Source organism: Paraburkholderia sp. A1RI_3L (assembly GCF_048957895.1).
Classification (GTDB): domain Bacteria; phylum Pseudomonadota; class Gammaproteobacteria; order Burkholderiales; family Burkholderiaceae; genus Paraburkholderia; species Paraburkholderia kururiensis.
Genome location: NZ_JARCHA010000004.1, coordinates 389,095 through 411,422, shown reverse-complemented (window position 1 = coordinate 411,422; position 22,328 = coordinate 389,095). Strand labels below are relative to the sequence as shown.

Below are 22,328 nucleotides of genomic sequence, written 5' to 3'. Positions count from 1 at the left end.
CGAGGAGCATGCGATGGCTTACAGCAACGAGGTTCTGGACCACTACGAAAACCCGCGCAACGTCGGCTCGTTCGCGAAAGACGACAGCGCGGTGGGCACCGGCATGGTGGGCGCGCCTGCCTGCGGCGACGTGATGCGGCTGCAGATTCGCGTGAACCGCGACGGCGTGATCGAAGACGCGCGCTTCAAGACCTACGGCTGCGGCTCCGCGATTGCGTCGAGTTCGCTCGTCACCGAATGGGTGAAAGGCAAGACGCTCGACGAGGCCATGACGATCCGCAATACGCAGATCGCGGAGGCGCTCGCCCTGCCGCCCGTGAAGATTCACTGCTCGATCCTGGCCGAGGACGCCATCAAGGCCGCCGTCGCCGATTTCCGCTCGCGCCAGCACACACAAGCGGACGAAGGTGACAGCCTCACGACCGAACAGCCGGCCTGCGCGTCCGGCGCCCAGTGAACGCGCTCATTCGAACGAGGACTCGCACCATGGAAATGCTTGAACCTGTGGCCGCCGCGCCGCAATCCGCGCCGGCCTTTCTCGACTTCACCGCGCGCGCCGCGGCGAAGGTCGCCTCGCTGATCGAAGAAGAAGGCAACCCGCAACTGAAGCTGCGGCTCTACGTGTCGGGCGGCGGCTGCTCCGGCTTTCAATACGGCTTCTCGTTCGACGACCAGGTGGCCGAAGACGACATGCAGGTGGTCACAGACGGCGTCACGCTGCTGATCGACGCCATGAGCCAGCAATATCTGCTCGGCGCGCGCGTGGATTACGAAGACGGGCTCGAAGGCTCGCGTTTCGTGATCCAGAACCCGAATGCGCAGAGCACGTGCGGCTGCGGCAGTTCGTTCTCCGCGTGAGCGAGGTTGCCATGTCCATTTCGCTTACGCCTGCCGCCGCGCGGCACGTCGAACGGTCGCTGCAAAAGCGCGGCAGCGGCGTCGGGCTACGCCTTGCCGTGAAGACGAGCGGCTGCTCGGGCTTCGCCTACGCGCTCGAATTCGTCGACACGCCGAACGCCGAGGACCAGTGCTTCGAAGCGCACGGCGTGACCATCGTCGTGGACCCGCGCAGCCTGCCCATGCTCGACGGCACCGAACTCGATTTCGTCCGCGAAGGCCTGAACGAAGGGTTCAAGTTCCACAACCCGAACGCGAAAGCCAGCTGCGGATGCGGAGAAAGCTTCGCGGTCTGACGCTTCGCCATCCGAACCAACCGACGAGGACTCCGCCCATGGCCCTGCTGCAGATCGCCGAACCCGGCCGTGCGGCCGCCCCGCATCAGCACCGGCTCGCGGCCGGCATCGACCTCGGCACGACGAACTCGCTCGTCGCCACGGTGCAAAGCGCGCTGGCGCGCGTGTTGCCGGATGTGGACGGTGCACCGCTGATGCCTTCTATCGTCCGCTATCTGCCTTCGGGCGAAATCGAAGTGGGACGTGAAGCGCAGGCGCACGTCACCGACGATCCGGCCAACACAATCGTTTCGGTAAAGCGCTTCATGGGGCGGCGCCTCACGGACCTGCCCGATGCGGGCGCGCTGCCCTATCGCTTCGTCGACCGGCCCGGCATGGTGAACGTGGCCACCGTGGCGGGCGAGCGCTCGCCTGTCGAAGTGTCCGCTGAGATTCTGCGAGCGTTGCGCGAGCAGGCCGAAGCGTCGCTGGGCGGCGAACTGACAGGCGTGGTCATCACCGTGCCTGCGTACTTCGACGACGCGCAGCGCCAGGCCACGAAAGACGCCGCGAAACTCGCCGGTCTGACGGTGCTGCGTCTGATGAACGAACCCACGGCGGCGGCCGTCGCGTATGGACTCGACCGCGCGGCCGAAGGCACCTTCGCCGTCTACGACCTGGGCGGCGGCACGTTCGACATCTCCATCCTGCGGTTGTCCAAGGGCGTGTTCGAAGTGCTCGCCACGGGCGGCGACTCCGCGCTCGGTGGAGACGACTTCGATTACGTCATCGCGCAGTGGCTCTGCGACGCGCATGGCGTGGGCGGCGTAGCGTCGCTCGGGCCGCGCGATCAGCGGGCGGTGCTAGTCGCGGCGCGCGCCGCGAAAGAAGCGCTTTCGCAAACGGACACGGTCGAGGCGGTGGTGGACATGGCCGACGGCACGGTCTGGCGGCGCACGCTCACGCGCGCCACGTTCGCTGCGCTCGGCGCGCCGCTGATCGAACGCACGCTCGCCGCCACGCGGCGCGCGCTGCGCGACGCCCGCTTGCAGAGCACCGAGTTAGCGGGCGTGGTGCTGGTGGGAGGCTCGACGCGCATGCCGCTCGCCCGCGACGCCGTGCGTGCGTTCTTCGGCCGCGAGCCGCTTGCCGACATCGACCCCGATCAGGTGGTCGCGCTCGGCGCCGCGAAGCAGGCCGACGTGCTGGCCGGCAATGACAATGGCAACGACGGCGGCTGGCTGCTGCTCGACGTGTGCCCGCTGTCGCTCGGTATCGAAACCATGGGTGGGCTTGTCGAAAAGATCATTCCGCGCAACTCGACGCTGCCGCTCGCACGCGCCCAGGAATTCACCACGTTCAAGGACGGGCAAACCGCCATGTCGATTCACGTGGTGCAAGGCGAACGCGAAGGCGTGGCGGACTGCCGCTCGCTCGCGCGCTTCGAGTTGCGCGGCATTCCGCCCGCAGTCGCGGGTGCGGCGCGCATTCGTGTGACGTTCCAGATCGACGCGGACGGTTTGCTCGCCGTAACCGCACGCGAGCAAACCACGGGCACCGAGGCGCATGTGGAAGTAAAGCCGTCGTATGGTTTGAGCGACGCCCAGGTGGCCGCCATGCTGAAAGAGGCCATCGAAACCTCGACCGACGACATGCAGTTGCGCATGCTGCGCGAGGCGCAGATCGACGCGCGGCGCTTGCTGGACGCCACCGAAGCCGCCCTTGCCACCGACGCCGACCTGCTCGGCGACGAAGAACTCGCTGCCATCCGGCAAGCGGGCTTTCGCGTGGCCGACGCTCTGGAAACCGGCGCGCCGCCCGATACGCTCAAGGCGATTGCCGCCGTGCTCTCCGAGGCCACGGAGGAATTCGCCGCGCGCCGCATGAACGCATCAATTCGCGCCGCGCTGACGGGCCGCGCACTCGACAGCCTCGCCTGATTGCATCATTAGCGCATCAAGAGGCTCGCGACCATGCCACGCATCCAGGTACTCCCTCATCCCGAGCTATGCCCCGCAGGGCAAACGCTCGACGTCAAACGCGGCACGTCGCTGTGCGAGAGCCTCGTTCAGTCGGGCATTGCGCTCGAACACGCCTGCGAAATGGTCGCGGCGTGTGCCACGTGCCACGTCTACGTGCGCGAGGGAGGCGCATCGCTCGCGCCGCCCGAGGACGACGAAAGCGATCAGCTCGATCACGCCTGGGGGCTCGACGCGCAATCGCGTCTGGCCTGCTGCGTGAAGCTGCGCGACGCGGATCTCGTCGTCGAACTGCCGCGCCACACGCGCAACCTCGCGCGCGAGCGCTGAGCGCCGTTCAGCGCGCGCTGCGTCACACGTACGACTCCGTTCCCTGGCTGTCTGAAACAGAACATTCGCGACACGGACAACGCAGCCACGAAGGGTTCGGATCTCGACAGATTGCGCGAAAAGCGCTTCCCGCAAGCCCTCTCCGTGTTGCTGCCCTCGCTGGCATAGCCCTTGCAATTCATGTCGCAACCACCAGAGAGGTCACCGATGTCCAACCCGATCATCAACGACACCACGCTGCGCGATGGCGAGCAGACTGCCGGTGTCGCGTTCACGGTCGACGAGAAGTGCGCGATCGCCACGGCGCTCTCGCGCGCGGGCGTGCCCGAACTCGAAATCGGCATTCCGGCGATGGGCGAAGAAGAGATTGCGTGCATCAAGGCCATCGTGGACCTGAACCTCGATGCCGGCATGATGGTCTGGGGGCGCCTCACCGACGCCGATCTGGCCGCGGCGCTGCGCTGCAATCCCGACATCGTGCATCTTTCGATTCCCGTTTCGGACATCCACCTTCAGCACAAGCTGCGGCAACCGCGCAGCTGGGCGCTTGCGCAGGTCACGCGCGTGATTGCCGAAGCGGCGAAGAGCGGGCGGAAGGTGTCGCTCGGTCTAGAAGACGCGTCGCGCGCAGACCCGGCCTTCATTGCCGACATCGCGCAGCGGGCGCAGCAGTGCGGCGCGCAGCGCGTGCGCTTTGCCGACACGCTCGGCGTGCTGGACCCGTTCGCCACCTATGAGGCGATTGCCCGCTTGCGCGCCGCCGTCGATATCGAAATCGAAATTCATGCGCACGACGATCTGGGCCTGGCGACGGCCAACACGCTCGCGGCGCTGCGCGCGGGAGCTACGCATGCGAATACGACCGTCAACGGTCTGGGAGAGCGCGCGGGCAACGCGGCGCTGGAAGAAGTGGTGATGGGCACGCGCCACCTGCTGGGGCGCGACACGGGCGTGGACACCACGTCGCTGCTCGGCATCTCGCGCCTCGTCGAACAGGCGTCGGGCCGCAACGTGTCGTTCAACAAGAGCATTGTGGGCGGCGGCGTATTCACGCACGAATCGGGCATACACGCAGACGGCATCGCGAAGCACCCCACCACCTACGAAGGCTTCGATCCGGCCGAACTGGGCCGCGAACGCTCCGTGGTGCTCGGCAAACATTCAGGATCACAAAGCGTGCGTCAGGCGTACGACGCGCTAGGGCTCAATATCGCCGACCAGCTCGTGCCGCTGCTGCTGACGCGCATTCGCCACTTCGCCGTGCGCTACAAGCAGGCGCCGAGCGCGAGCGACCTCTACCGGTTTCTGGTGGAAGCGCGCGGCACGCTGGAAGAGGTGTCGTGAGCGACGTATGGAACGCCATGAAGGAGTCACTGCGATGCAAGGCTTCATCGAACAACTGAAAACGCTCTCGTCCGCCGAAGACTTCCTGTGCTTCTTCGGCATTCCGTTCGACCAGAAGGTGGTGGACGTGAGCCGGCTGCACATCCTGAAACGTTTTTTCCAGTACATCCGGCAGCAGGACGCGATAGCTCAGGGCGACGAGGCCGCAATGTACACGGCCTATCACGGCCTGCTCGCGAAGGCCTATGGCGACTTCGTCGTCTCCACGCCCGCCGAGCAGAAGGTGTTCAAGGTCTTTCAGGACGTGGACGGCCGCCAGCACGTTTCGATCGAGAATCTGCGCGCGTCGATGCCCGCGCGCGACGCCGCCTGAGCGAGGAGAGCTGTCATGCACATCGTCGTCTGCATCAAGCAGGTTCCGGATTCGGCGCAGATTCGCGTCCATCCGGTCACCAACACCATCATGCGGCAGGGCGTGCCTGCCATCGTGAATCCGTACGACCTGTTTTCTCTGGAAGAAGCGCTGCGCCTGAAGGACCAGTTCGGCGGCAAGGTCACGGCGCTCTGCATGGGCCCGCCCCAGGCTGAAGAGGCGCTGCGCAAGTGCATCAGCTACGGCGCCGACGACGCGGTACTCGTGACCGACCGCGCCTTCGCCGGCGCGGACACGCTCGCCACCTCGTACGCGCTCGCGGCCGGCATCCGCCAGATCGCGAAAGAACAGGCCGTGGACGTGGTGTTCACCGGCAAGCAGACCATCGACGGCGACACGGCGCAGGTGGGCCCCGGCATCGCCAAACGTCTGGGCCTGCAATTGCTGACCTACGTGTCGCGCATCGTCGAGATGAATCCGGACGCCCGCACCATTCGCGTAGAGCGCCGCGCCGAAGGCGGCGTGCAGGTGCTGGAAACCGCGCTGCCGTGCCTCGTGACGATGCTCGAAAACACCAACGAGCTGCGCTTCGCGACGCTACCCGCCATGATCCACGCGGCCGGCTTTCCGGTGCGCAAATGGAACCGCGAGCAGGCTGGCATCGAAGACGTGAGCAAGATCGGGCTCAAGGGTTCGCCCACGGTGGTGAGCAAGGTGTTCGGTCCCACGCCGCGCAGCGAAAAGGCCGAGATGCTCGTGCTCGACGTGTCGAACCTACGCGACGTTTCCATGAACCTGCTGCAGAAGATCTTCACCCGCCATCCGACGCTGGAGGCCGACTTGCTCACGAAGGAAGCGCCATGAATACGCCAGCCGCTGGTGTTGGAAACCCCGCCGGAAAACCCGCCGCACCCGTGAAGAAAGCGGCGGGCCGCAACCTCGAACTGCCCGAGCATCTGAAGGCGTACAAGGGCGTCTGGGTGTTCCTCGAACACGACCGCGGCCACGTGCACAGCGTGTCGTGGGAACTGCTGGGCGAGGCGCGCAAGCTGGCCGATACGCTGGGCAGCAACGTGTCCGTCGCGATACTGGGCGGCCCCAACGAGCCGCTCGAACAGTTCGCCGCCGAGGCATTCGCCTATGGCGCGGACAAGGCCTACGTGATGCACGACGCCGCGTTGCTCGGCTACCGCAACGAGCCGTTCACGAAGGGTCTCACCGATCTCGTGAACCGCTACCAGCCCGAAATTCTGCTGCTGGGCGCGACCTCGATGGGCCGCGACCTCGCGGGGTCGGTGGCCACGACGCTCGCCACCGGCCTCACAGCGGACTGCACGGCGCTCAACATCGACCCCACGTCGCGTGCGCTCGCGGCCACGCGGCCCACCTTCGGCGGGTCGCTGCTCTGCACGATCATGACGCTCGCCTACCGTCCGCAGATGGCCACGGTGCGCCCACGCGTGATGGCGATGCCGCCGTCGCAGCCCGAACGCACAGGCGAGATCGTGCAGGAAACGCTGGGCATGGTGGAGACGGCGATCGTGACGAAGCTGCTCGACTTCATTGCGGATGCGAACAGCAACAAGATCAACCTGCCGTATGCCGACGTGATCGTGAGCGGGGGCAAGGGGCTCAAGCAGCCCGACAACTTCCGGCTCGTGTTCGAACTGGCGCGCGTGCTGGGCGGCGAAGTGGGCGCAACGCGGCCGTGCGTGCAGGCGGGCTGGGTGGAGGCTGACCGCCAGGTCGGGCAGACCGGCAAGACGGTGCGGCCTCGGCTCTACATCGCGGCGGGCATTTCGGGCGCGATTCAGCACCGCGTGGGCATGGAAAGCTCGGACGTGATCGTCGCCATCAATACGGACCCGAACGCGCCCATCTTCGACTTCGCGCACTACGGGATCGTGGGCAACGCATTGCAGGTGCTGCCGGCGCTCACGCAGGCTTTCGCAGAGCATCTCGCGTTGCGCGGGAAGCAGGCTGCATGAGCAGGCCGCATGAGCAGACTGCATGAGCTGACGTCCTAAGGAGACGCCGATGAAAAAACCCTCGCAATTCGACGCGATCGTCGTGGGCGCCGGCCCTTCCGGCAACGCCGCCGCCTACGTCATGGCGAAAGCCGGCCTCAAGGTGCTGCAGATCGAGCGCGGCGAGTATCCCGGCAGCAAGAACGTGCAGGGCGCGATTCTGTACGCGAAGGCGCTCGAGGAGATCATCCCCGACTTTCGCGACGATGCGCCGCTCGAACGGCACATCATCGAGCAGCGCATGTGGATGCTCGACGACACCTCGTTCGTCGGCACCCACATGCGCAGCGACGACTACAACAAGCCGCCGTACAACCGCTACACGATCATTCGCGCCCAGTTCGACAAATGGTTCTCGTCGAAGGTGCGCGAGGCCGGCGCGCTGCTGATCTGCGAAACCACGGTCAATCAGTTGATCATGGACGGCGACCAGGTGGTGGGCGTGCAGTGCGATCGCGAACAGGGCGACGTGTATGCCGACGTGGTGATTCTCGCGGACGGCGTGAATTCCACGCTGGCGCGCAAGGCCGGCTTTCATGGCGAGATAGAGGCCGGCAACGTGGCGCTCGCCGTGAAGGAAATCCTGTTCATGCCCGAGGAGACCATTCGCCAGCGCTTCAACGTGGGCGAAGAAGAAGGCGTGGTCATCGAAATGGTGGGCCGCATTACCGACGGCATGATGGGCACGGGCTTTCTCTACACCAACAAGGAGTCGCTCACCATCGGCGTGGGCTGCATGCTGGGCGACTTCAAGAAGAACCCCAACCGCACGAGCCCTTACGTGCTGCTCGAACAGATGAAGCGCCACCCTTCCATTGCGCCGCTGATCGAGGGCGGCGAAATGAAAGAGTATTGCGCGCATCTGATTCCCGAAGGCGGCTTTCATGCCGTACCGCAGGTGTACGGCAACGGCTGGATGATCGTGGGCGACTCGGGCGGCTTCGTGAACGCCGCGCATCGCGAAGGCTCGAATCTCGCGATGACCACGGGCCGGCTCGCCGCCGAAACGGTGATCGCGGCGAAGGCCGCGGGCAACGGCTATCGCGCGGGTTCGCTGAAGGCATACAAGGCGGCGCTGGACGAAAGCTTCGTGATGAAAGACCTGCGCAAGTACCGCGACATGCCCGCCGTGCTGCACAACAACCCGCAGTTCTTCACGACGTGGCCCGATCTCGTGGCGCGTGCCGCGCGCACGATGATCACCGTCGACGGCGTCGACAAGAAGAGCAAGGAACGCGAAGTCATGTCGAGCTTCCGCAAGAGCCGGTCGCTGACCGGGCTCGTAGGGGACGCATACAAACTCTGGAGGGCATTCCGGTGAACACCTTAACCGTCAACGTCGAGGAAAAGCTGTTCCAGAACCGCTACCGCGTGGACGCGGGGCGGCCTCATATCCGCATCAAGAACGCAGACGTCTGCACCAACCAGTGCGGCTCGAAGAGCTGCACCTTCGTCTGCCCCGCGTCGTGCTACAAGGCCGAAGGCAACGGCTCGGTCACGCTGATCACGGACGGGTGCCTCGAATGCGGCAGCTGCCGCATCCTGTGCACGGAACACAACAACGTGGAATGGGAGTACCCGCGCGGCGGGCACGGCATTCTGTTCAAGTTCGGCTAAGGACGACGGCAATGAGCAAACCGAAACGGCATGTCTTCGTGTGCACGCAGAACCGGCCGCCGCAGCATCCGCGCGGATCGTGCGGCGCCGGCAAGGGCTCCGCTGCCCTGATTCAGGCGTTCTGGGCCGAACAGCAGAAGCGCAACGCCTACGAGACGGTGGCGATCACCTACTCCGGTTGCCTCGGCCCATGCGACCAGGGTGCGAACGTGGTGGTCTATCCGGAAGCCGTGCTGTACCGCGGCGTGACGCCCGCCGATGTCGACGAAATCTTCACGTCGCATCTGGAAGGCGGCGAGCCCGTGGCGCGGCTTGTCGCACCCGAGGCGGTGTGGTGAACATCTTCACGGGCGTTGAGTCATCCGAACTATTCGGCGGCCAGGTGCCGCCGCCCGTGCAGCGCCTGATCGCCACCGCACGCAACGCGCCGCCCGACGAGGCCGGCGCCGCGCTGTGGACCGCCGTGCTCACGTTTCCGCGCTGCCTGCCGCCGTATTACCTGCTCTACAAGTTTCACGCGAGCCGCGGCGAAATGGAGCCGGCGCACGAAGTGGCGCGCAAGGCGCTCGCGGCTGCGGCGTTGCAGGCGCATCTGGCCACGGACTGGCGCGCGGTGCTGCCGGGCGACGCCGATTTTTCGACGCCCGGGCCTGCGCGCTTCTGGCTGTTCACGCTGAAGGCGCTGGCGTTCATCAACGTACGACGCGGCGAGCGGGCCGCCGCGCTGGCCCTCGTCACGAAACTGCGCGCGCTCGATCCGGCGGATCGTATCGGGTTCGGCGTGGTGGAAGCGTTGCTAGCGCAGTCGTGATTGTCCGGCTCGGGCAAGGAGTACCGCACGAAACACCGGCCTCGCCGCGAGCCGCAGGCGGGTTGTCTCAGCGCTGCCCCTTGTAATACGCATCCGCCTTGATTACCTCGACGCCGCGCCAGCCCCAGTACACGCGATGGCGGCGAATCAGACCGTTCTCGATGTCCATCGCCTCGACGAAATCCATCTGCTCGCCATTCGGCGTTGCGCGCGGGTATTCCCAGATCAGCCGGCTTCCGTTCGTGAAGTAGCCCTCGCGATGGAACGACCGCGCATCCGGCTTGCGCGGCGCGGCGCGATCAAGCAGCTCGCCGATGCGCTCGCGCCCGTCGAGCGCGCCGTCATGGCCGCCGAGCAAATGAGGAACGAGCGGGCTTTCGAGCACCGCGTTCGGTGCGTACAAGGCGAGCATCGCCTTGAGGTCGTCGGCCGACCATGCACGGTCCCATTCGCGATAGATCCGTTCGACGTCGGCGGCGACGTCGGGCGGCAGGTCGGGTCGATTCAGGTTATCGGTCATCGTCATCTCCGGTGGAGCCGCGGCGGCACGCGTCCTGCGCGGCGTGAAAGGTACGCACCGTTCCCGATGGGAGGCGGACGCTACGCACGCTAATCGGACCATACGGTCTTCTGACGTCGCCACCATTGCCGCGCGTTCAGCCCGAGAGCCGTTCGTGCAATTCCGCAGCGAGATATCGCTCCACCTCTGCGAGATCGGCAAACCCATTGCAGTGCCGCATTACGCGTTCCTGGCTGCAATCGCCGGCGCCCTATGGCGCTTCTGCGCGTGCCTCGCCGCTACGTTCCGGCGCGCAGCAGGGTTTTGAACATGCGAGAAGAAACGACGCACGGAGCAGGGCCTTGCAGGTCGCGCAAGCTCCGACCTTCAATTCGCCGCGCGTCTGCGTACGTCGCTTACCCGCGCAATCAGATCGTAACGACGCAGTTTTTCGTACAGCGTGCTTTTCGCGATGCCGAGCTGATTCGCGGTTTGCGTGAGATTGCCGGCATTGCGATCGAGCGCGCGGCGGATCGTCTCGGCCTCCGCCAGCTTGAGCGAATCCTCAGCACTTCCCGGCTCCACGGCCGCTGCCTGTTTCGCGACGTATCCGGCAAGCGCGCCCGTCACGCGAACTTCGGCGGGCAACTTGTCCGCCGTGATGACGGAGCCGCTCGCCAGCAAAAGCGAGCCCTCTATCGCGTTGCGCAATTCGCGCACGTTGCCGGGCCACGGGTACGCCAGCAGACGCGCATAGGCTTCGTCGTCGAACGAGCGGGCCGGCACGCCGTATGACTGGCACAGGCGCTCCAGCCAGTACGCAATGAGGGCCGGCAAATCCTCGGTACGCTCGCGCAGACTCGGAATCGAAATGGTCGTCACAGCGATCCGGTAGAACAGGTCCATTCGGAACGTGCCGCTGGAGATCGCGTCTTTGAGGTTGCGATGGGTCGCCGCCACCAGGCGGAAATTCACCTTGCGCGGCGTATTTTCTCCAAGCCGGTAGATTTCGTTTTCTTCGAGCACGCGCAGCAGATGCGGTTGTATGTCCACCGGCATCTCGCCTATTTCGTCGAGAAACAGTGTGCCGCCGTCGGCTGCCTCGATCTTGCCCGCCGCGCCGGACTTGCGCGCGCCGGTAAAGGCTCCCTCGGCGTAGCCGAAGAGTTCGCTCGCGAGCAGATCTCTCGATAACCCGCCGCAGTTGAGCGCGATGAATGGTCCGTCCGCGCGTTCGCTTGCCTGGTGAATGCCTTGTGCAAAAAGCTCTTTGCCCACGCCTGTTTCGCCGAGCAACAGCACGGGAACCCGCGACCGCGCGAGTTGACGCGCCTTGTCGACGGCGTCCCGCAAGACGCGGCTCTCGCCCACGAGACGCTTGAATGCGCCGGTCGAATCAGGCTGCATATCGCGGCCGCGCGCGATCGGAACCGATCCGCGCACGACTTCGCTGCCCGGTATCACGATCATGAAGCCGAGTATCGCGTCGCCTTCGCGCAAGGTTTCCACGTGCGCGTGATGCAGCCACGCCGGCGCATTCGCCGACGGTCCCGCGTCGGCCAGGTGGCTCAAACCCGGCACCGTGAAACTCGCGTCGATCTGCACGTCGAAGCCGAAGCGCCGCAGCGCGGGCACGACCTGCGCATTGGCCTTAACGAGACGTCCGCGTTCGTCGACAATCAATACGGCATCCGAAGCAAGCGAACCGAAACGCGACGCGCACCGGTCCAGCATGCGCAGGCGGCGCTCCATCGCGTCTTTCGCGATGCGGCTTTCGATGCGGCCCGCGAGCGACACGGTCAACGCGAGGCTATAGCGGTTGTAGGTGTCCGCGAGCCCCGATACGTCGATCACGCCCAGCACTTGCCCGTCCAGCGGGTCGCGAATGACGGTTGCCGAGCAGGTCCAGCGCTTGATGCCTGCGCAGAAATGTTCCGCGCCATGAATCTGCACGGGCTGCCGCAGCGCGAGCGCGGTGCCGATCGCGTTGGTACCGCAATTGAGCTCGGTCCAGTTGCAGCCCGGCACCAGACCCACTTCACGCGCCGGGTCGATGATGCGCATGTCGCCTTCGTGCTGAAGGATCATGCCTTCGGGGTCGGCGAGCAGCATGACGGTGCCGGTCTGCGCAAGCAGTTCGCGCGTTTGCTGCATCAGCGGCAAGCTCGCGTTGACGAGCTGCGCATTCCCGGCCAGCCAATGTCTCAGTTGATTTTCGCCGATGGGCGGCGGCGCACGATCCACCGCGGGGTCGACGCGGCCCACAAGGCAGCGTTGCCAGGAATCGTCCACCACGCCGCGCACCTCGGACGAATGCCACTCGCCCCCTCCTACGAGATGCTCCCATGCGGACATGATGCTGCCGTCGCGCTCCGGACTGGAAAACCAGTCCATTGGCGTACCTGTATGTTGCATGCGTGTCTCCTGGCGATTCGCATGGCGCGAATCGCGTAGCCGTATGTTTCGGCCCTCTTTGAGGTGGAGCGTCGCGGCCATAGCCCGACCACCCCTCTCGCATCGTACTCTGATGCGCGGCTCGAACAAGCAATGTGCACGCCAATTCGGCGGGTACGCGCGCACAGGCTTCTTCCCCGCGCAGAGCACTGCACAAGGGGCTCACGGCCACAAATAGCGCAGGAAGACAGGCACACCGTTCGAAAATCGAACGTCCGAAAAACGAACGCCCCGCTTCGCCTGAGCGAAAGCGGGGCGGGTTGGCACCGTCGCCAACGCCATTCCTCCGGCGCCATTACGCGCCAGCCGGATCAAACGTCGTACTAATCGGCGCGTTCAGGCACCGGCAGCTTCAGCCACTCTGCGTAGAAACCCTCGATGTCGGGTTCGAAGTCGTGAACCACCGGATACCACGGCGTGGGCGCCTCGACGTCGTGCATCGCGCCGCAGGTGGGGCAGTAGTACTCGCGATACACCTGCCATTGCGTGTCGGGCGCCATGAGGCGCGGGTAGACCTCGTCCATGGCCTCCTCGGAATCCCGCACGAAAATGCTCGCGTGCAGCTTCCAGTTCTCGCGGTAGTCGCAGAACACGTGACCGCAATCGCATTGCGTGACCCACTTCTTCGACGCCTGCTGCTGGACGATATAGAGGTGCGGGCCCAGCGGCAGGATGATGCGATCTTTCCAGCCCAGCTTGCGTTGCAGGGCGTCGAGGTACATCTCGAAGCGCTCTCCGTCCTTGGGCATCGAGAGCATGCGCAACGTCGTCTCCCAGTCGAGCGTGCCGTCGACCAGGTTCGCGATCTGTTCCTTCGTGTAGGTAGACATCTTCACTTTCTCCGTAGACAGTTTTCAGGACAAGCCGCGCGTTATTCCTCGACCAGTACGACCGTGTTCACGTCGGGCATCTTCGAAAGATCCATGCGGAACTTCGAGCCGTAGGTGGGCACGTCGAGTTCGTCCTCCGTGAGCGTCCACGATTCGGGCAGATCCCAGAACGTGCGGAACTGCGCTTCGAACTTCGTCGAAAGGCCGAAGCTCGTCGCGAACATGTGCTTGACCTGCGTCGAGGCATGCTTGACCAGGATGCGCTCGCGCTCGCTCTTCATCCACTCGCGCGTGGGCTGCGAGCGCGCAAGCCGCTGGTTGCGAATCTCGATGCGCAGCAGCGCCGTCTGCTTTGCATCGACATGCCAGATGCCGTGCGCGTCTTTCGTTGCGACCGCGCCGTAGACCTTCTGCGCGTACTCGGGCAGCAGCACCGCATTGTTGAGATCGCGCTCGATCGCCTCGATGCCGCGATCGAGCGGATCGCCGAAGCCGGGCCCGCCGCGCAGGTAGTTCAGATACAGGTCGTAGTTGTCGTAGCAGTCTTCCGTCGTCATGCACTGCTGGTCGCGCTTGATGCGTGCGCCCGCGTTCAGATGGTTCTCGTAGTCGGGCACGTCCGGGTTGGTGTCGCCACCCAGCGGCAGGCTCTCGCCCTGTGCAATACGCTGGTCGAGGCCCGTGTGATGCGCCTCGAAGCGGTAGCCCGTGGCCGCCGGGTATCCGCCCATGAGCCCCCAGTCGCTGTTCATGTAGCCGTTGCCCATGAAGAACATCGTCCAGTCCTGGGCTTTCCAGACCATGCGCAGCGTCTCGAAACCGCAGCCGCCGCGGTACTTCCCGTAGCCGCCCGAATTGGCCTTCACGTTGCGGCCCAGATAGAGCAGCGGCTCCGCCATTTCCCAGATCTCGATGTCCCCCATGTCGCCTTCGGGATTCCAGATCGCGGCCGCATGGTTGAGCCCGTCCTTGATCGCGCACGCGCCGGTGCCGCAAGACGACGCCTCGAAACTGTTCACCGCGTGAATGTCGCCGTCCTGATTGATGCCGCCGCCTTGCAACCAGTTGGACGTGTTCGCGTTGCCCGCGTTGACTTCTTCGAGATAGCCGCGGCTGAAATAGGCTTGCGAGAGGCCGCGCCACAGCGCACTCCAGCCCGAGACCAGGAAGTGCCAGGCATACGCGTGGCCCGTGCGGCGGTCGTCGGGATTCATCCATGCGCCCTTCGGCAAATGGAATTCGGTGCCGAAGTACGCGCCGTCGTTGATGCGCTGCGTCGGCACGAGGGTTTGCGTCATCATCACCCAGATACCGCTCGTGAACGCGACCTGGTGCGCGTTATACGAGTGCCAGCCCCAACGGCTCGCGCCTTCGAAGTCGAGCCGCCAGGTGGCGTCGCGCCGGATCTCCATTTCCACGGGCGAATGCATGATGGAGTCGAGCTTCGCGAAGGCCGACGAGGTCTGCACGTCGGGATGGTTGTACGGCACGTCCACGAACGCGACCTTGCGGTACTTGCCGGGCAGCGTCATGGCCTTGATGCGCGTCTGCAAACCGCGGCGCCCTTCTTCAATTACCTCGTACGCGAATTTCTCATAGGCCTCGATGCCTTCGTCCTCGATCACCTCTTCGATCAGGTCACGAATCATGTGGCAGCCTGCAATGCGCGTGCGCTCGTCGAGAATCCAGTATTTCGGCGTGCGCACGGAACGCTGGCTCTCATGCAGCCAGTCGCGCAGCGGCGTGTCGTTCACGCCCGTCTTGCGGCACGTGATCATGTAGCCGTCGCCGAAGCGCTGCACCTGCCCCGTCGACATGGAACCCGGCGTCACCGCGCCCGTGTCGATCACGTGCGTGACGCCGCCCACCCAACCCACGAGCTTGCCGTGCGCGAAGATCGGCACGATGGTGGCGATGTCGCACGGGTGCACGTTGCCGATCGAACAGTCGTTGTTCGTGAACATGTCGCCGGGATGAATGCCGGGGTTGGCCTCCCAGTTGTTCTCGATCATGTACTTGATCGCGGCGCCCATCGTGCCGACGTGGATGATGATTCCCGTGGAGGTGAGCACGCAGTCGCCGGCCGCGTTGTAGAGCGTGAAGCACAGCTCGCCTTCCTGCTCGACGATCGGGCTCGCTGCGATCTTCTTCGCCGTCTCGCGTGCGTGCACGAGGCCGCCGCGCAGCTTCGAAAACATCTTCTCGTAGCGAATGGGGTCGCTCTCCCTGAGTTCGAGCCTGGCGAGACCGTTGTAGTGGCCCGATTGCGCGGTGCGCCCGAGAATGCCGTCGCGGAACTGCTTGAGCGTCTGACCGTTCTTGAGAAGATCGGCGAAGCCGACTTCCTGGTTGGACATCATATTCATGGTGTGTCTCCTTACCGGACTTCTCTGAGATGGAAGAGGCGATGCTTGTCGAGCGTGGTCGCGAAACCCTTCGGAACCACGAAGGTGGTGGCATCCGATTCGATGATCGCGGGGCCCACGATCTCGTTGTCCGGCTTGAGCGCCTCCATGCGCCAGACCACTGCGTCGTGCCACTGCTTGTGGCGATAGAGCTTGCGCGTGCCGACGCGCGCGGCCTGCGGCGGCGTGGGACCGCCCGACGCGTCCTCGGGCAGCACCGGTTTTTGCGTGAGCACCATGCCGCGCATGATTGCGCCCGTCACCGAAAAGCCCAGTTCGGGAGAGCGCGCCGAGCTGGCGTAGACGCGTCCGTAGGTGTCTTCGAACGCGGTCACGATACGGTCCCAGTCCTGCGCGGTGGCCGCGCTCGCGATGGGCGACTCGATTTCCAGGTCGTTGAGCTGGCCCATGTACTGCATGCGAAAGCCAGGCCGCAGAATCACGTCTTTTTCGCTGAAGCCGTTGATGCGGAATTCCTCGATCACTTTCGCCGTGAGTTCGGCCCACGCCTTCTGGATGGTCTGCGCGGCCGCTGCCTTGTCGGCATCGGAGGCCGCCTGGGGCAGCGCAAGATCCACGCTCTTGTCGTAGCGATATTCGAAATCCGCGCATGCGCAGCCGAACGCCGAGAAGCCCGCGGCCCAGGCCGGCACGACGACGTCCTTGAAACCGAGCCCTTCCGTGTAGCCATAGGTGTGCACGGGCCCGGCCCCACCGTATGAGAAGCAGACGAACTCGGTTGGGTTGTAGCCTTTCGCGCTGACGTTCGAGCGCAGGTACTCGCGAAGCTGCAGATCGAGCAGCTCGATCACGCCGGCCGCGGCGTCCTCGACGGTAAGGTGGAGCGGATCGGCGATCTGCGTCTTGATGTGTTGGCGTGCGCGTTCGACGTCGAGCTTGATCTGACCGCCCAGGAAATTCGCGGGGTTCAGATAGCCGAGCACGACGTGACAGTCGGACACCGAAACCGTGGTGAGGCCGCTGTCCGGCCAGCAGGTGCCCACGCGATAGCCCGCGCTGTCCGGCCCGAGCTTGATGGAGCCGCTGTAGGGGTCGAGCCGCACGAAGCTGCCCGCGCCCGCGCCCACCGAGTCCATCGTGACGAGCGGCAGCGAAAGAACGAGGCGCGCCATGTCCGGGTCCGAGGCGATCGCGAAGTTGCCCTTCGTGATGAGCGCCATGTCGAACGACGTGCCGCCGATATCCGAGCACGCGATGTTGTCGTAGCCGAGCGCCTCGCCCAGCAGCTTCGAACCGATCACGCCGCCAATAGGCCCCGAAACGATGGTGCGCGCAAGCTCTTTCGCCTTCCAGCTGATCGTGCCGCCATGCGTGGCCATTACGCGCAGGTCGAACTTCGCGCCGTGCTTCTGGAAGCGGTCGCTGACCTTCTTGAGCGTCTGCCGCGAAGGCTCGGCCGCGTAAGCTTCGAGCACCGTCGTGTTCATGCGGTGGCTTTCCTTGCGCTGCGGGTAGTAGTCCACCGAGGCGAACACCGGCACGTCCGCACGAATCGACTTCAGTTCGTCGCGCACGATGTCGCGTGCCTGCCGCTCGCTCGTCGCGTTCTTGTGAGACTGCAGGAAGCAGATCACGATGGCCTTCGCGCCGGCTGCCACCAGTTCGCGCGTGGCCTGCCGAACCTCCGCTTCGCGCAGCGGAATCACGACGTCGCCCTGCACGTCGGTGCGCTCCGTCACGCCGCGCGTACGCGCGAGCGGCACGAGCGGTTCGTCGTAGCGATGCGTGTTCAGGTGGATGCGCTCCTCCAGCGCATAGCCGAGGTAGCTCTGGATCGCGCGCCCCATCAGATGCACGTGCTCGAAGCCCTTGTTCACGAGCAAGCCCACGTCGAGCCCCTTGCGCTGCACCACGCGGTTGAGCATGGCCGTGCCGGAATACACGCACGTCACGAGTTCCGGGTAGACCTGATCGACGTCGCGCTGCCAGTGGGCGAGCGCGTCCTGCGACGAATTGAAGATGGCGAGCGACTCGTCTTCGGGATTGCTCTGCGCCTTGCCGACGACAAACCGCCCGTCCGCACGCACGAAAAAGGTATCGGTCATCGTGCCGCCGGCATCGATGCCCAACACCTGGACTTGCGAAAGCCCTTCCATGTTTTCGTCTCCAAAGATTGGTGTCATGTCGTCGCGGCAGCCACCGCGACACGACCACGCCGCATCTGCGACGCCGACGCGCTTTGTGCAACAGGCATGCCATCGCGCGCTGTTCGGCTCGCAGTCGGGCTCGCGAGTCGCGTAGGGCAAGGCTTTGGGCGAATGTGGGTCGGATTCGACGGAAGGCGTGAATCGCCGTTGCGGAGGTCGGACGGACGGAATCCGGACAATCGTGCAGTCCGGAAATCGGTCGTTTTGCGGGCGGGGTAGACTAACGCGATTTCCAACGCGAGCCGTTCACCATGCTGGGCGGCGCACGCTATCAACCCGGTACGCCCGCATTTGACGAATCACATAGCGCTCCTCCCGATCCCACAGACGGCACGGTGCGCCAGAACAGATCGACATAGGCCCGGCGGCACCTCTGCGACGGTTGTGGGATGACCAAGCCGACCAAGAAGGCAGCCGTGCCGCCGCAAACGCGCACGGATGAAACGCCATTGATGCCGCTGGCGCTGGAAGGCCGGGAGCACGATATCGCCCTGATCAATCATCTGATCGATCAGATCGACCGGGGCGGCTCAACGCTCGTTATCACCGGCGAGCCCGGAATCGGAAAATCCGCGCTGCTCGAAGTCGCGAAACATCGGGCGGCCGAGCGCGGCATTGCCGCGCTGACGATGACCGGCGTGCGGGCCGAAGTCCATTTGCCGTTCGCCGCACTCGAACTTGCGCTACGCCCGCTCATGAAGCGGGCAGCGAACCTCGTGCCGCGGCAGCGCTCGGCCTTGCTCACGGCCTTCGGCGTCTGCGACGACGTGGGGCCGCCGGACATCTTCCTCGTGGCGCTCGCAACGCTGACGCTGCTGACCGCCACCAGCAAGCCCGTGCTGCTTGTTGCGGACGACGTGCAATGGCTGGATCAGGAAACCTATGACGTGCTGGCCTTCATCTCGCGCCGATTGAGTGCGGACTCCGTCGTTCTGCTCGTGGCCATGCGCGACGACTTCAACCGTTCCTTTGGGGATGCATCCACGCTGCGGCTGCGGCTTTCAGGACTGAACGAAGCCGATGCGGAGCGGCTGCTGGACAGCCATGCCCCGCACCTTCCGGCCGACCTGCGCAGCCGTTTTCTCCAGGAGGCGGCGGGCAATCCGCTGGCTTTGCTGGAACTGCCTCACGGCGAACGCGCCGGGCCGCTCCAGGACGCGCCCTGGCTGCCGCTGACAGAGCGCCTGGAGCGCGCCTTTTCGAGCCGTTTGTCCGACCTTCCGGATGCGGCGCGAACGCTGCTGTTCGTCGCCGCCGAAAACGACGGCACCTCGCTCCACGAAATCATCTCTGCGGGCGAAGCCGTGCTCGGCAAGCAGTCGGGCTTCGACGCCCTGTCGCCAGCTATTGCCGCCGGGCTGATCCAGATCGACGGAACGGAGGTGCGGTTCCGGCACCCGCTCGTTCGGTCCGCGATGCACCAGGCGGCAGATCTGGCCACGCGCCAAAAGATTCACGCGGCGCTTGCGGCGACCATTCAGGATCAGGTGGACCGTCGGCTGTGGCATCGTGCGGCCGCCACCATCGGAACCGACGACGCACTCGCCGAAGACTACGACCGCATGGCGGCGCGCGCGCTGCGGCGCGGCGCCGTGGCCATGGCGATCGAGGTGCTGGAAAACGCGGCGCGTCTGAGCGGCACGGCGAGCGCGAGGACCGACCGGCTCTTGCGGGCGGCCGAACTCGCGGCCGATCTGAGCCAGCCGGAACTGCTGGAGCGTCTGCTGCGCCAGGCCGACGTGGACACCACCGATCAACTCGCCTCAGCGCGCGTGGGCTGGTGCCGTGAGATCAGTCAGCCTTCCGCGATCAGCGATCCGGCGAAGATACCGGCTCTGATCGACTTCGCGGCTCGGGCCGACGCCGCAGGGGCCAAAGATCTGGCGGGCAATCTGGTGTGGCGCGCCGCGCAACGCTGCTGGTGGAGCGGTGCAAGCGACGGACTGGGCGCGAGGGTTCTGGCTGCGGCAAGCCGGCTAGCGTTGCCGCAGACCGATCCGCGCTCGATCGCCATCTCCGCCTACGTCGAGCCCCTGCACCTGGGCGGCGCCCTGCATGCAAGGCTGCGGCAGCTCGTGGAAACAAGAGATGGCGACCCCGCCGTTGCGCGCATTCTGGGCAGCACGGCCAATGTCATCGGCGCCTTCGACCTTGGCGTCAGTTTTCTCTCGGAGTCGAGTGCCGCACTGCGGGAACAGGGGCGACTTAGCGACCTCGCCCGCGTACTCTTCGCGCAGGCGTGGGCCGAGATGGAGGTGGGCAACTGGACGAGCGCAATGCGCGAAGCCGAGGAAGCCGTCCGCTTTGCCGAAGAGACAGGCGGCACGCCGTGGATCGCCGCGGCCACAATCGTGAAAGCGAGGCTGGCAGGCATGCAGGGCAACGTCGAGCAATCCGAGGCCTTCGCGGCGCAGGCCGAACGCCTCGCGCTCTCCCTAGGCGCCAGCTTCCTGCTCGCGATGTTGCAGGTGGCGCGCGGCATCTCGGCAATCGGAGCGGGCCGGCATTGGGAGGCATACGAACACCTGCGGCGCCTTTTCATCCCTTCAGACCCGGCCTTCAACTCCGGTCTGCAGTTCTTTGGACTCGCGGACTTCGTGGAAGCCGGCGTTTTTTCCGGCAACGCGGACGCCGCGCGCCGCGCAATTGAAGAAGCGGAACGTATCTCGGCCCCGATGCCCGTGCCGTGGGTCAAGACCATGCTGAATTACGGCAAGGCGCTGCTCGCCGCGCCCGCCGACGCCGAGCCGTTCTTCCTGGAAGGTCTCGGGCCGGGCGCGAAGAACTGGCCGTTCCTGCGTGGACGGCTGCTGCTCGCGTACGGCGAATGGCTGCGTCGCCAGCGCAGGTCGGCGAAGGCAAGAGCGCCGCTGCGAGAAGCGCGCGACATCTTCGATGCGCTCGGTGCCTCGCCTTGGTGCAATCGCGCGCGTGAGGAACTGCGCGCCTCGGGCGAAACCAGCCGCCGGCGAACGGAGCGCGCATGGGAGACGCTCACCCCGCAAGAGCTTCACATCGCGCAACTTGCGGCCGATGGACTGTCGAACAAGGAGATCGGCGTCAGGCTGTATCTGTCTCACCGCACTGTCGGCTATCACCTTCGCCAGATTTTTGCGAAGACCGGAATCACGTCACGGTCTTCGCTGGGCGCTATTGTTGCCAAGGTCGAGAACCCGGCTGGGTGACGGCCTATCCGTCATCGGACTGGTCATTTGACAGAAGCGAGGGTCGGCTGCGCCGAGCACACTAGGTCACTCCAACCCGGAGACTATGACCATGAAGCTCGTGTTCTCACTCGCAGCACTGACCCTCGGAGCAGCCCTCATGACGCAAACCGCCTTTGCGGCGCCGGACGCAGCGACCGACCCCCGGATCGACCCACAGGTTCGCGCCTTTCTGCGGGACATCAACAAGGACACGAGCCCGTTCTGGGAACTCCCTCAGCCGAAGCCGCAGGACATCCTGACCGCGCTGCAGAACAAGACGCCGGTCGATATGTCCGGGGTGGGCACAACCGAACAGACCATCACGCAGGATGGTCAAACCGTGAAGATCTACATCATGAAGCCGGAGCAGGTGGCCGGTAAGCCGGGCGTGCTGCTGTTCATCCACGGCGGCGTGTGGATCGTCGGCAACTTCCAGAACCATCAGCGTCTGTTGCGGGACCTGGTGGTCAACTCCGGGCAGATCGGCGTATTCGTCGAATACACCTCCTTGCCTGCGGCGCGCTTTCCTACCCAGCTCGATCAGTCCTATGCCGTACTGAAGTGGGTAGCGGCCCATGCCGAAGAATTCGGCGCGGACGGCAGCCGCATTGCCGTGGCGGGCAATTCCGTGGGCGGCAACATGACCGCGGCGCTCACGCTCATGGCCAAAGACCGCGGCGGCCCGAAGATCAGCTATCAGGTGCTGATGATCCCCGCGACGGACGCGAGCGTGGACACCGCGTCCTACCACGAATACGGAACCGGGCGGTTCCTTGCCCGCGCGTTCATGAAGTACGGCTGGGATCTGTACGCACCGGGCGCCGCCGAGCGCAACAACCCGTATGTCTCGCCGCTGCGCGCGAGCCTGCAGCAGTTGCGCGGACTTCCGCCCGCGCTCGTCATCACCGCGGAAAACGACCCGTTGCGCGACGAAGGCGAGGCCTACGCCCGCAAGCTCAAGGAGGCCGGCGTTTCGGTGATCGCTACGCGCTACAACGGGATGATTCACGACTTCGTCCTGTTGAACGGCATTCAAAGCGACCCGGAGCCGCAGGCCGCCATCCACCAGATGTCGGCGCAGATCAAGGCGCATCTCGCGCCCTGAGCGGGTCT

The 22,328-nt window shown here is 65.2% G+C and carries 20 protein-coding genes; 15 read left to right on the top strand and 5 right to left on the bottom strand.

Annotated elements, in window-relative coordinates; all coding sequences use genetic code 11:
• Window positions 1–13 precede the first annotated feature (13 nt).
• From iscU to PXJ20_RS14455, 13 genes are all read left to right on the top strand, one after another.
• The gene (gene iscU, locus PXJ20_RS14515) at window positions 14–457 is read left to right on the top strand and encodes a Fe-S cluster assembly scaffold IscU (protein WP_017773446.1); all 444 of its coding nucleotides are present in this window, start codon (window positions 14–16) and stop codon (window positions 455–457) included.
• A gap of 29 nt (window positions 458–486) precedes the next feature.
• Window positions 487–858 (top strand): iron-sulfur cluster insertion protein ErpA, encoded by a 372-nt coding sequence (gene erpA, locus PXJ20_RS14510; protein ID WP_017773445.1) that lies wholly within the window; start codon window positions 487–489, stop codon window positions 856–858.
• Window positions 859–869: 11 nt separating this feature from the next.
• Window positions 870–1,193 (top strand): iron-sulfur cluster assembly protein IscA, encoded by a 324-nt coding sequence (iscA, locus tag PXJ20_RS14505; RefSeq protein WP_026121171.1) that lies wholly within the window; start codon window positions 870–872, stop codon window positions 1,191–1,193.
• Window positions 1,194–1,231: 38 nt separating this feature from the next.
• Window positions 1,232–3,112 carry a Fe-S protein assembly chaperone HscA gene (gene hscA / locus PXJ20_RS14500; protein ID WP_421031322.1) on the top strand — a complete coding sequence of 627 codons (1,881 nt, stop codon included), beginning with the start codon at window positions 1,232–1,234 and terminating at the stop codon, window positions 3,110–3,112.
• Between the two features lie 33 nt (window positions 3,113–3,145).
• Window positions 3,146–3,481 (top strand): 2Fe-2S iron-sulfur cluster-binding protein, encoded by a 336-nt coding sequence (locus PXJ20_RS14495; RefSeq protein WP_017773442.1) that lies wholly within the window; start codon window positions 3,146–3,148, stop codon window positions 3,479–3,481.
• A gap of 207 nt (window positions 3,482–3,688) precedes the next feature.
• A complete protein-coding gene (gene nifV, locus PXJ20_RS14490; protein ID WP_017773441.1) occupies window positions 3,689–4,825 on the top strand; it encodes a homocitrate synthase in 1,137 nt (378 codons plus the stop codon).
• A gap of 34 nt (window positions 4,826–4,859) precedes the next feature.
• A complete protein-coding gene (gene nifW / locus PXJ20_RS14485) occupies window positions 4,860–5,198 on the top strand; it encodes a nitrogenase stabilizing/protective protein NifW (protein ID WP_017773440.1) in 339 nt (112 codons plus the stop codon).
• A gap of 15 nt (window positions 5,199–5,213) precedes the next feature.
• Entirely contained in the window at window positions 5,214–6,062 is an 849-nt protein-coding gene (locus PXJ20_RS14480) for an electron transfer flavoprotein subunit beta/FixA family protein (protein WP_421031323.1), read from the top strand.
• Window positions 6,059–7,186, top strand: a complete 1,128-nt coding sequence (locus PXJ20_RS14475) for an electron transfer flavoprotein subunit alpha/FixB family protein (protein ID WP_421031324.1) — start codon at window positions 6,059–6,061, stop codon at window positions 7,184–7,186. Before PXJ20_RS14480 ends, PXJ20_RS14475 begins: the two co-directional genes overlap by 4 nt.
• A gap of 49 nt (window positions 7,187–7,235) precedes the next feature.
• A complete protein-coding gene (locus tag PXJ20_RS14470) occupies window positions 7,236–8,546 on the top strand; it encodes an FAD-dependent monooxygenase (RefSeq protein WP_126876013.1) in 1,311 nt (436 codons plus the stop codon).
• Entirely contained in the window at window positions 8,543–8,842 is a 300-nt protein-coding gene (locus PXJ20_RS14465; protein ID WP_421031325.1) for a ferredoxin family protein, read from the top strand. The genes PXJ20_RS14470 and PXJ20_RS14465 overlap by 4 nt, the downstream gene beginning before the upstream one ends.
• Window positions 8,843–8,853: 11 nt before the next feature.
• The gene (locus tag PXJ20_RS14460; protein ID WP_126876014.1) at window positions 8,854–9,180 is read left to right on the top strand and encodes a (2Fe-2S) ferredoxin domain-containing protein; all 327 of its coding nucleotides are present in this window, start codon (window positions 8,854–8,856) and stop codon (window positions 9,178–9,180) included.
• Window positions 9,177–9,653 carry a hypothetical protein gene (locus PXJ20_RS14455; RefSeq protein WP_126876015.1) on the top strand — a complete coding sequence of 159 codons (477 nt, stop codon included), beginning with the start codon at window positions 9,177–9,179 and terminating at the stop codon, window positions 9,651–9,653. Before PXJ20_RS14460 ends, PXJ20_RS14455 begins: the two co-directional genes overlap by 4 nt.
• A 67-nt stretch (window positions 9,654–9,720) precedes the next feature.
• On the opposite strand, the gene PXJ20_RS14450 is transcribed toward PXJ20_RS14455, so the two are convergent.
• From PXJ20_RS14450 to PXJ20_RS14430, 5 genes are all read right to left on the bottom strand, one after another.
• Window positions 9,721–10,173: a nuclear transport factor 2 family protein gene (locus PXJ20_RS14450; RefSeq protein ID WP_421031326.1), complete on the bottom strand. Its 453-nt coding sequence runs from the start codon at window positions 10,171–10,173 to the stop codon at window positions 9,721–9,723.
• A 366-nt stretch (window positions 10,174–10,539) separates the two neighbouring features.
• Window positions 10,540–12,567: a sigma-54-dependent Fis family transcriptional regulator gene (locus PXJ20_RS14445; protein WP_421031327.1), complete on the bottom strand. Its 2,028-nt coding sequence runs from the start codon at window positions 12,565–12,567 to the stop codon at window positions 10,540–10,542.
• 362 nt (window positions 12,568–12,929) lie between these two features.
• Window positions 12,930–13,436 carry an acetone carboxylase subunit gamma gene (locus tag PXJ20_RS14440; protein WP_017773431.1) on the bottom strand — a complete coding sequence of 169 codons (507 nt, stop codon included), beginning with the start codon at window positions 13,434–13,436 and terminating at the stop codon, window positions 12,930–12,932.
• A 41-nt stretch (window positions 13,437–13,477) separates the two neighbouring features.
• Window positions 13,478–15,802, bottom strand: coding sequence for a hydantoinase B/oxoprolinase family protein (locus PXJ20_RS14435; protein ID WP_199542110.1), 2,325 nt, complete (start codon window positions 15,800–15,802; stop codon window positions 13,478–13,480).
• An 11-nt stretch (window positions 15,803–15,813) separates the two neighbouring features.
• Window positions 15,814–17,958 (bottom strand): hydantoinase/oxoprolinase family protein, encoded by a 2,145-nt coding sequence (locus tag PXJ20_RS14430; RefSeq protein WP_199542224.1) that lies wholly within the window; start codon window positions 17,956–17,958, stop codon window positions 15,814–15,816.
• A gap of 440 nt (window positions 17,959–18,398) precedes the next feature.
• On the opposite strand from PXJ20_RS14430, the gene PXJ20_RS14425 reads away from it, so the two are divergent.
• Window positions 18,399–21,194, top strand: coding sequence for a helix-turn-helix transcriptional regulator (locus tag PXJ20_RS14425; protein WP_421031328.1), 2,796 nt, complete (start codon window positions 18,399–18,401; stop codon window positions 21,192–21,194).
• 91 nt (window positions 21,195–21,285) lie between these two features.
• A complete protein-coding gene (locus tag PXJ20_RS14420; RefSeq protein ID WP_421031330.1) occupies window positions 21,286–22,320 on the top strand; it encodes an alpha/beta hydrolase in 1,035 nt (344 codons plus the stop codon).
• The last annotated feature ends 8 nt before the right edge of the window (window positions 22,321–22,328 follow it).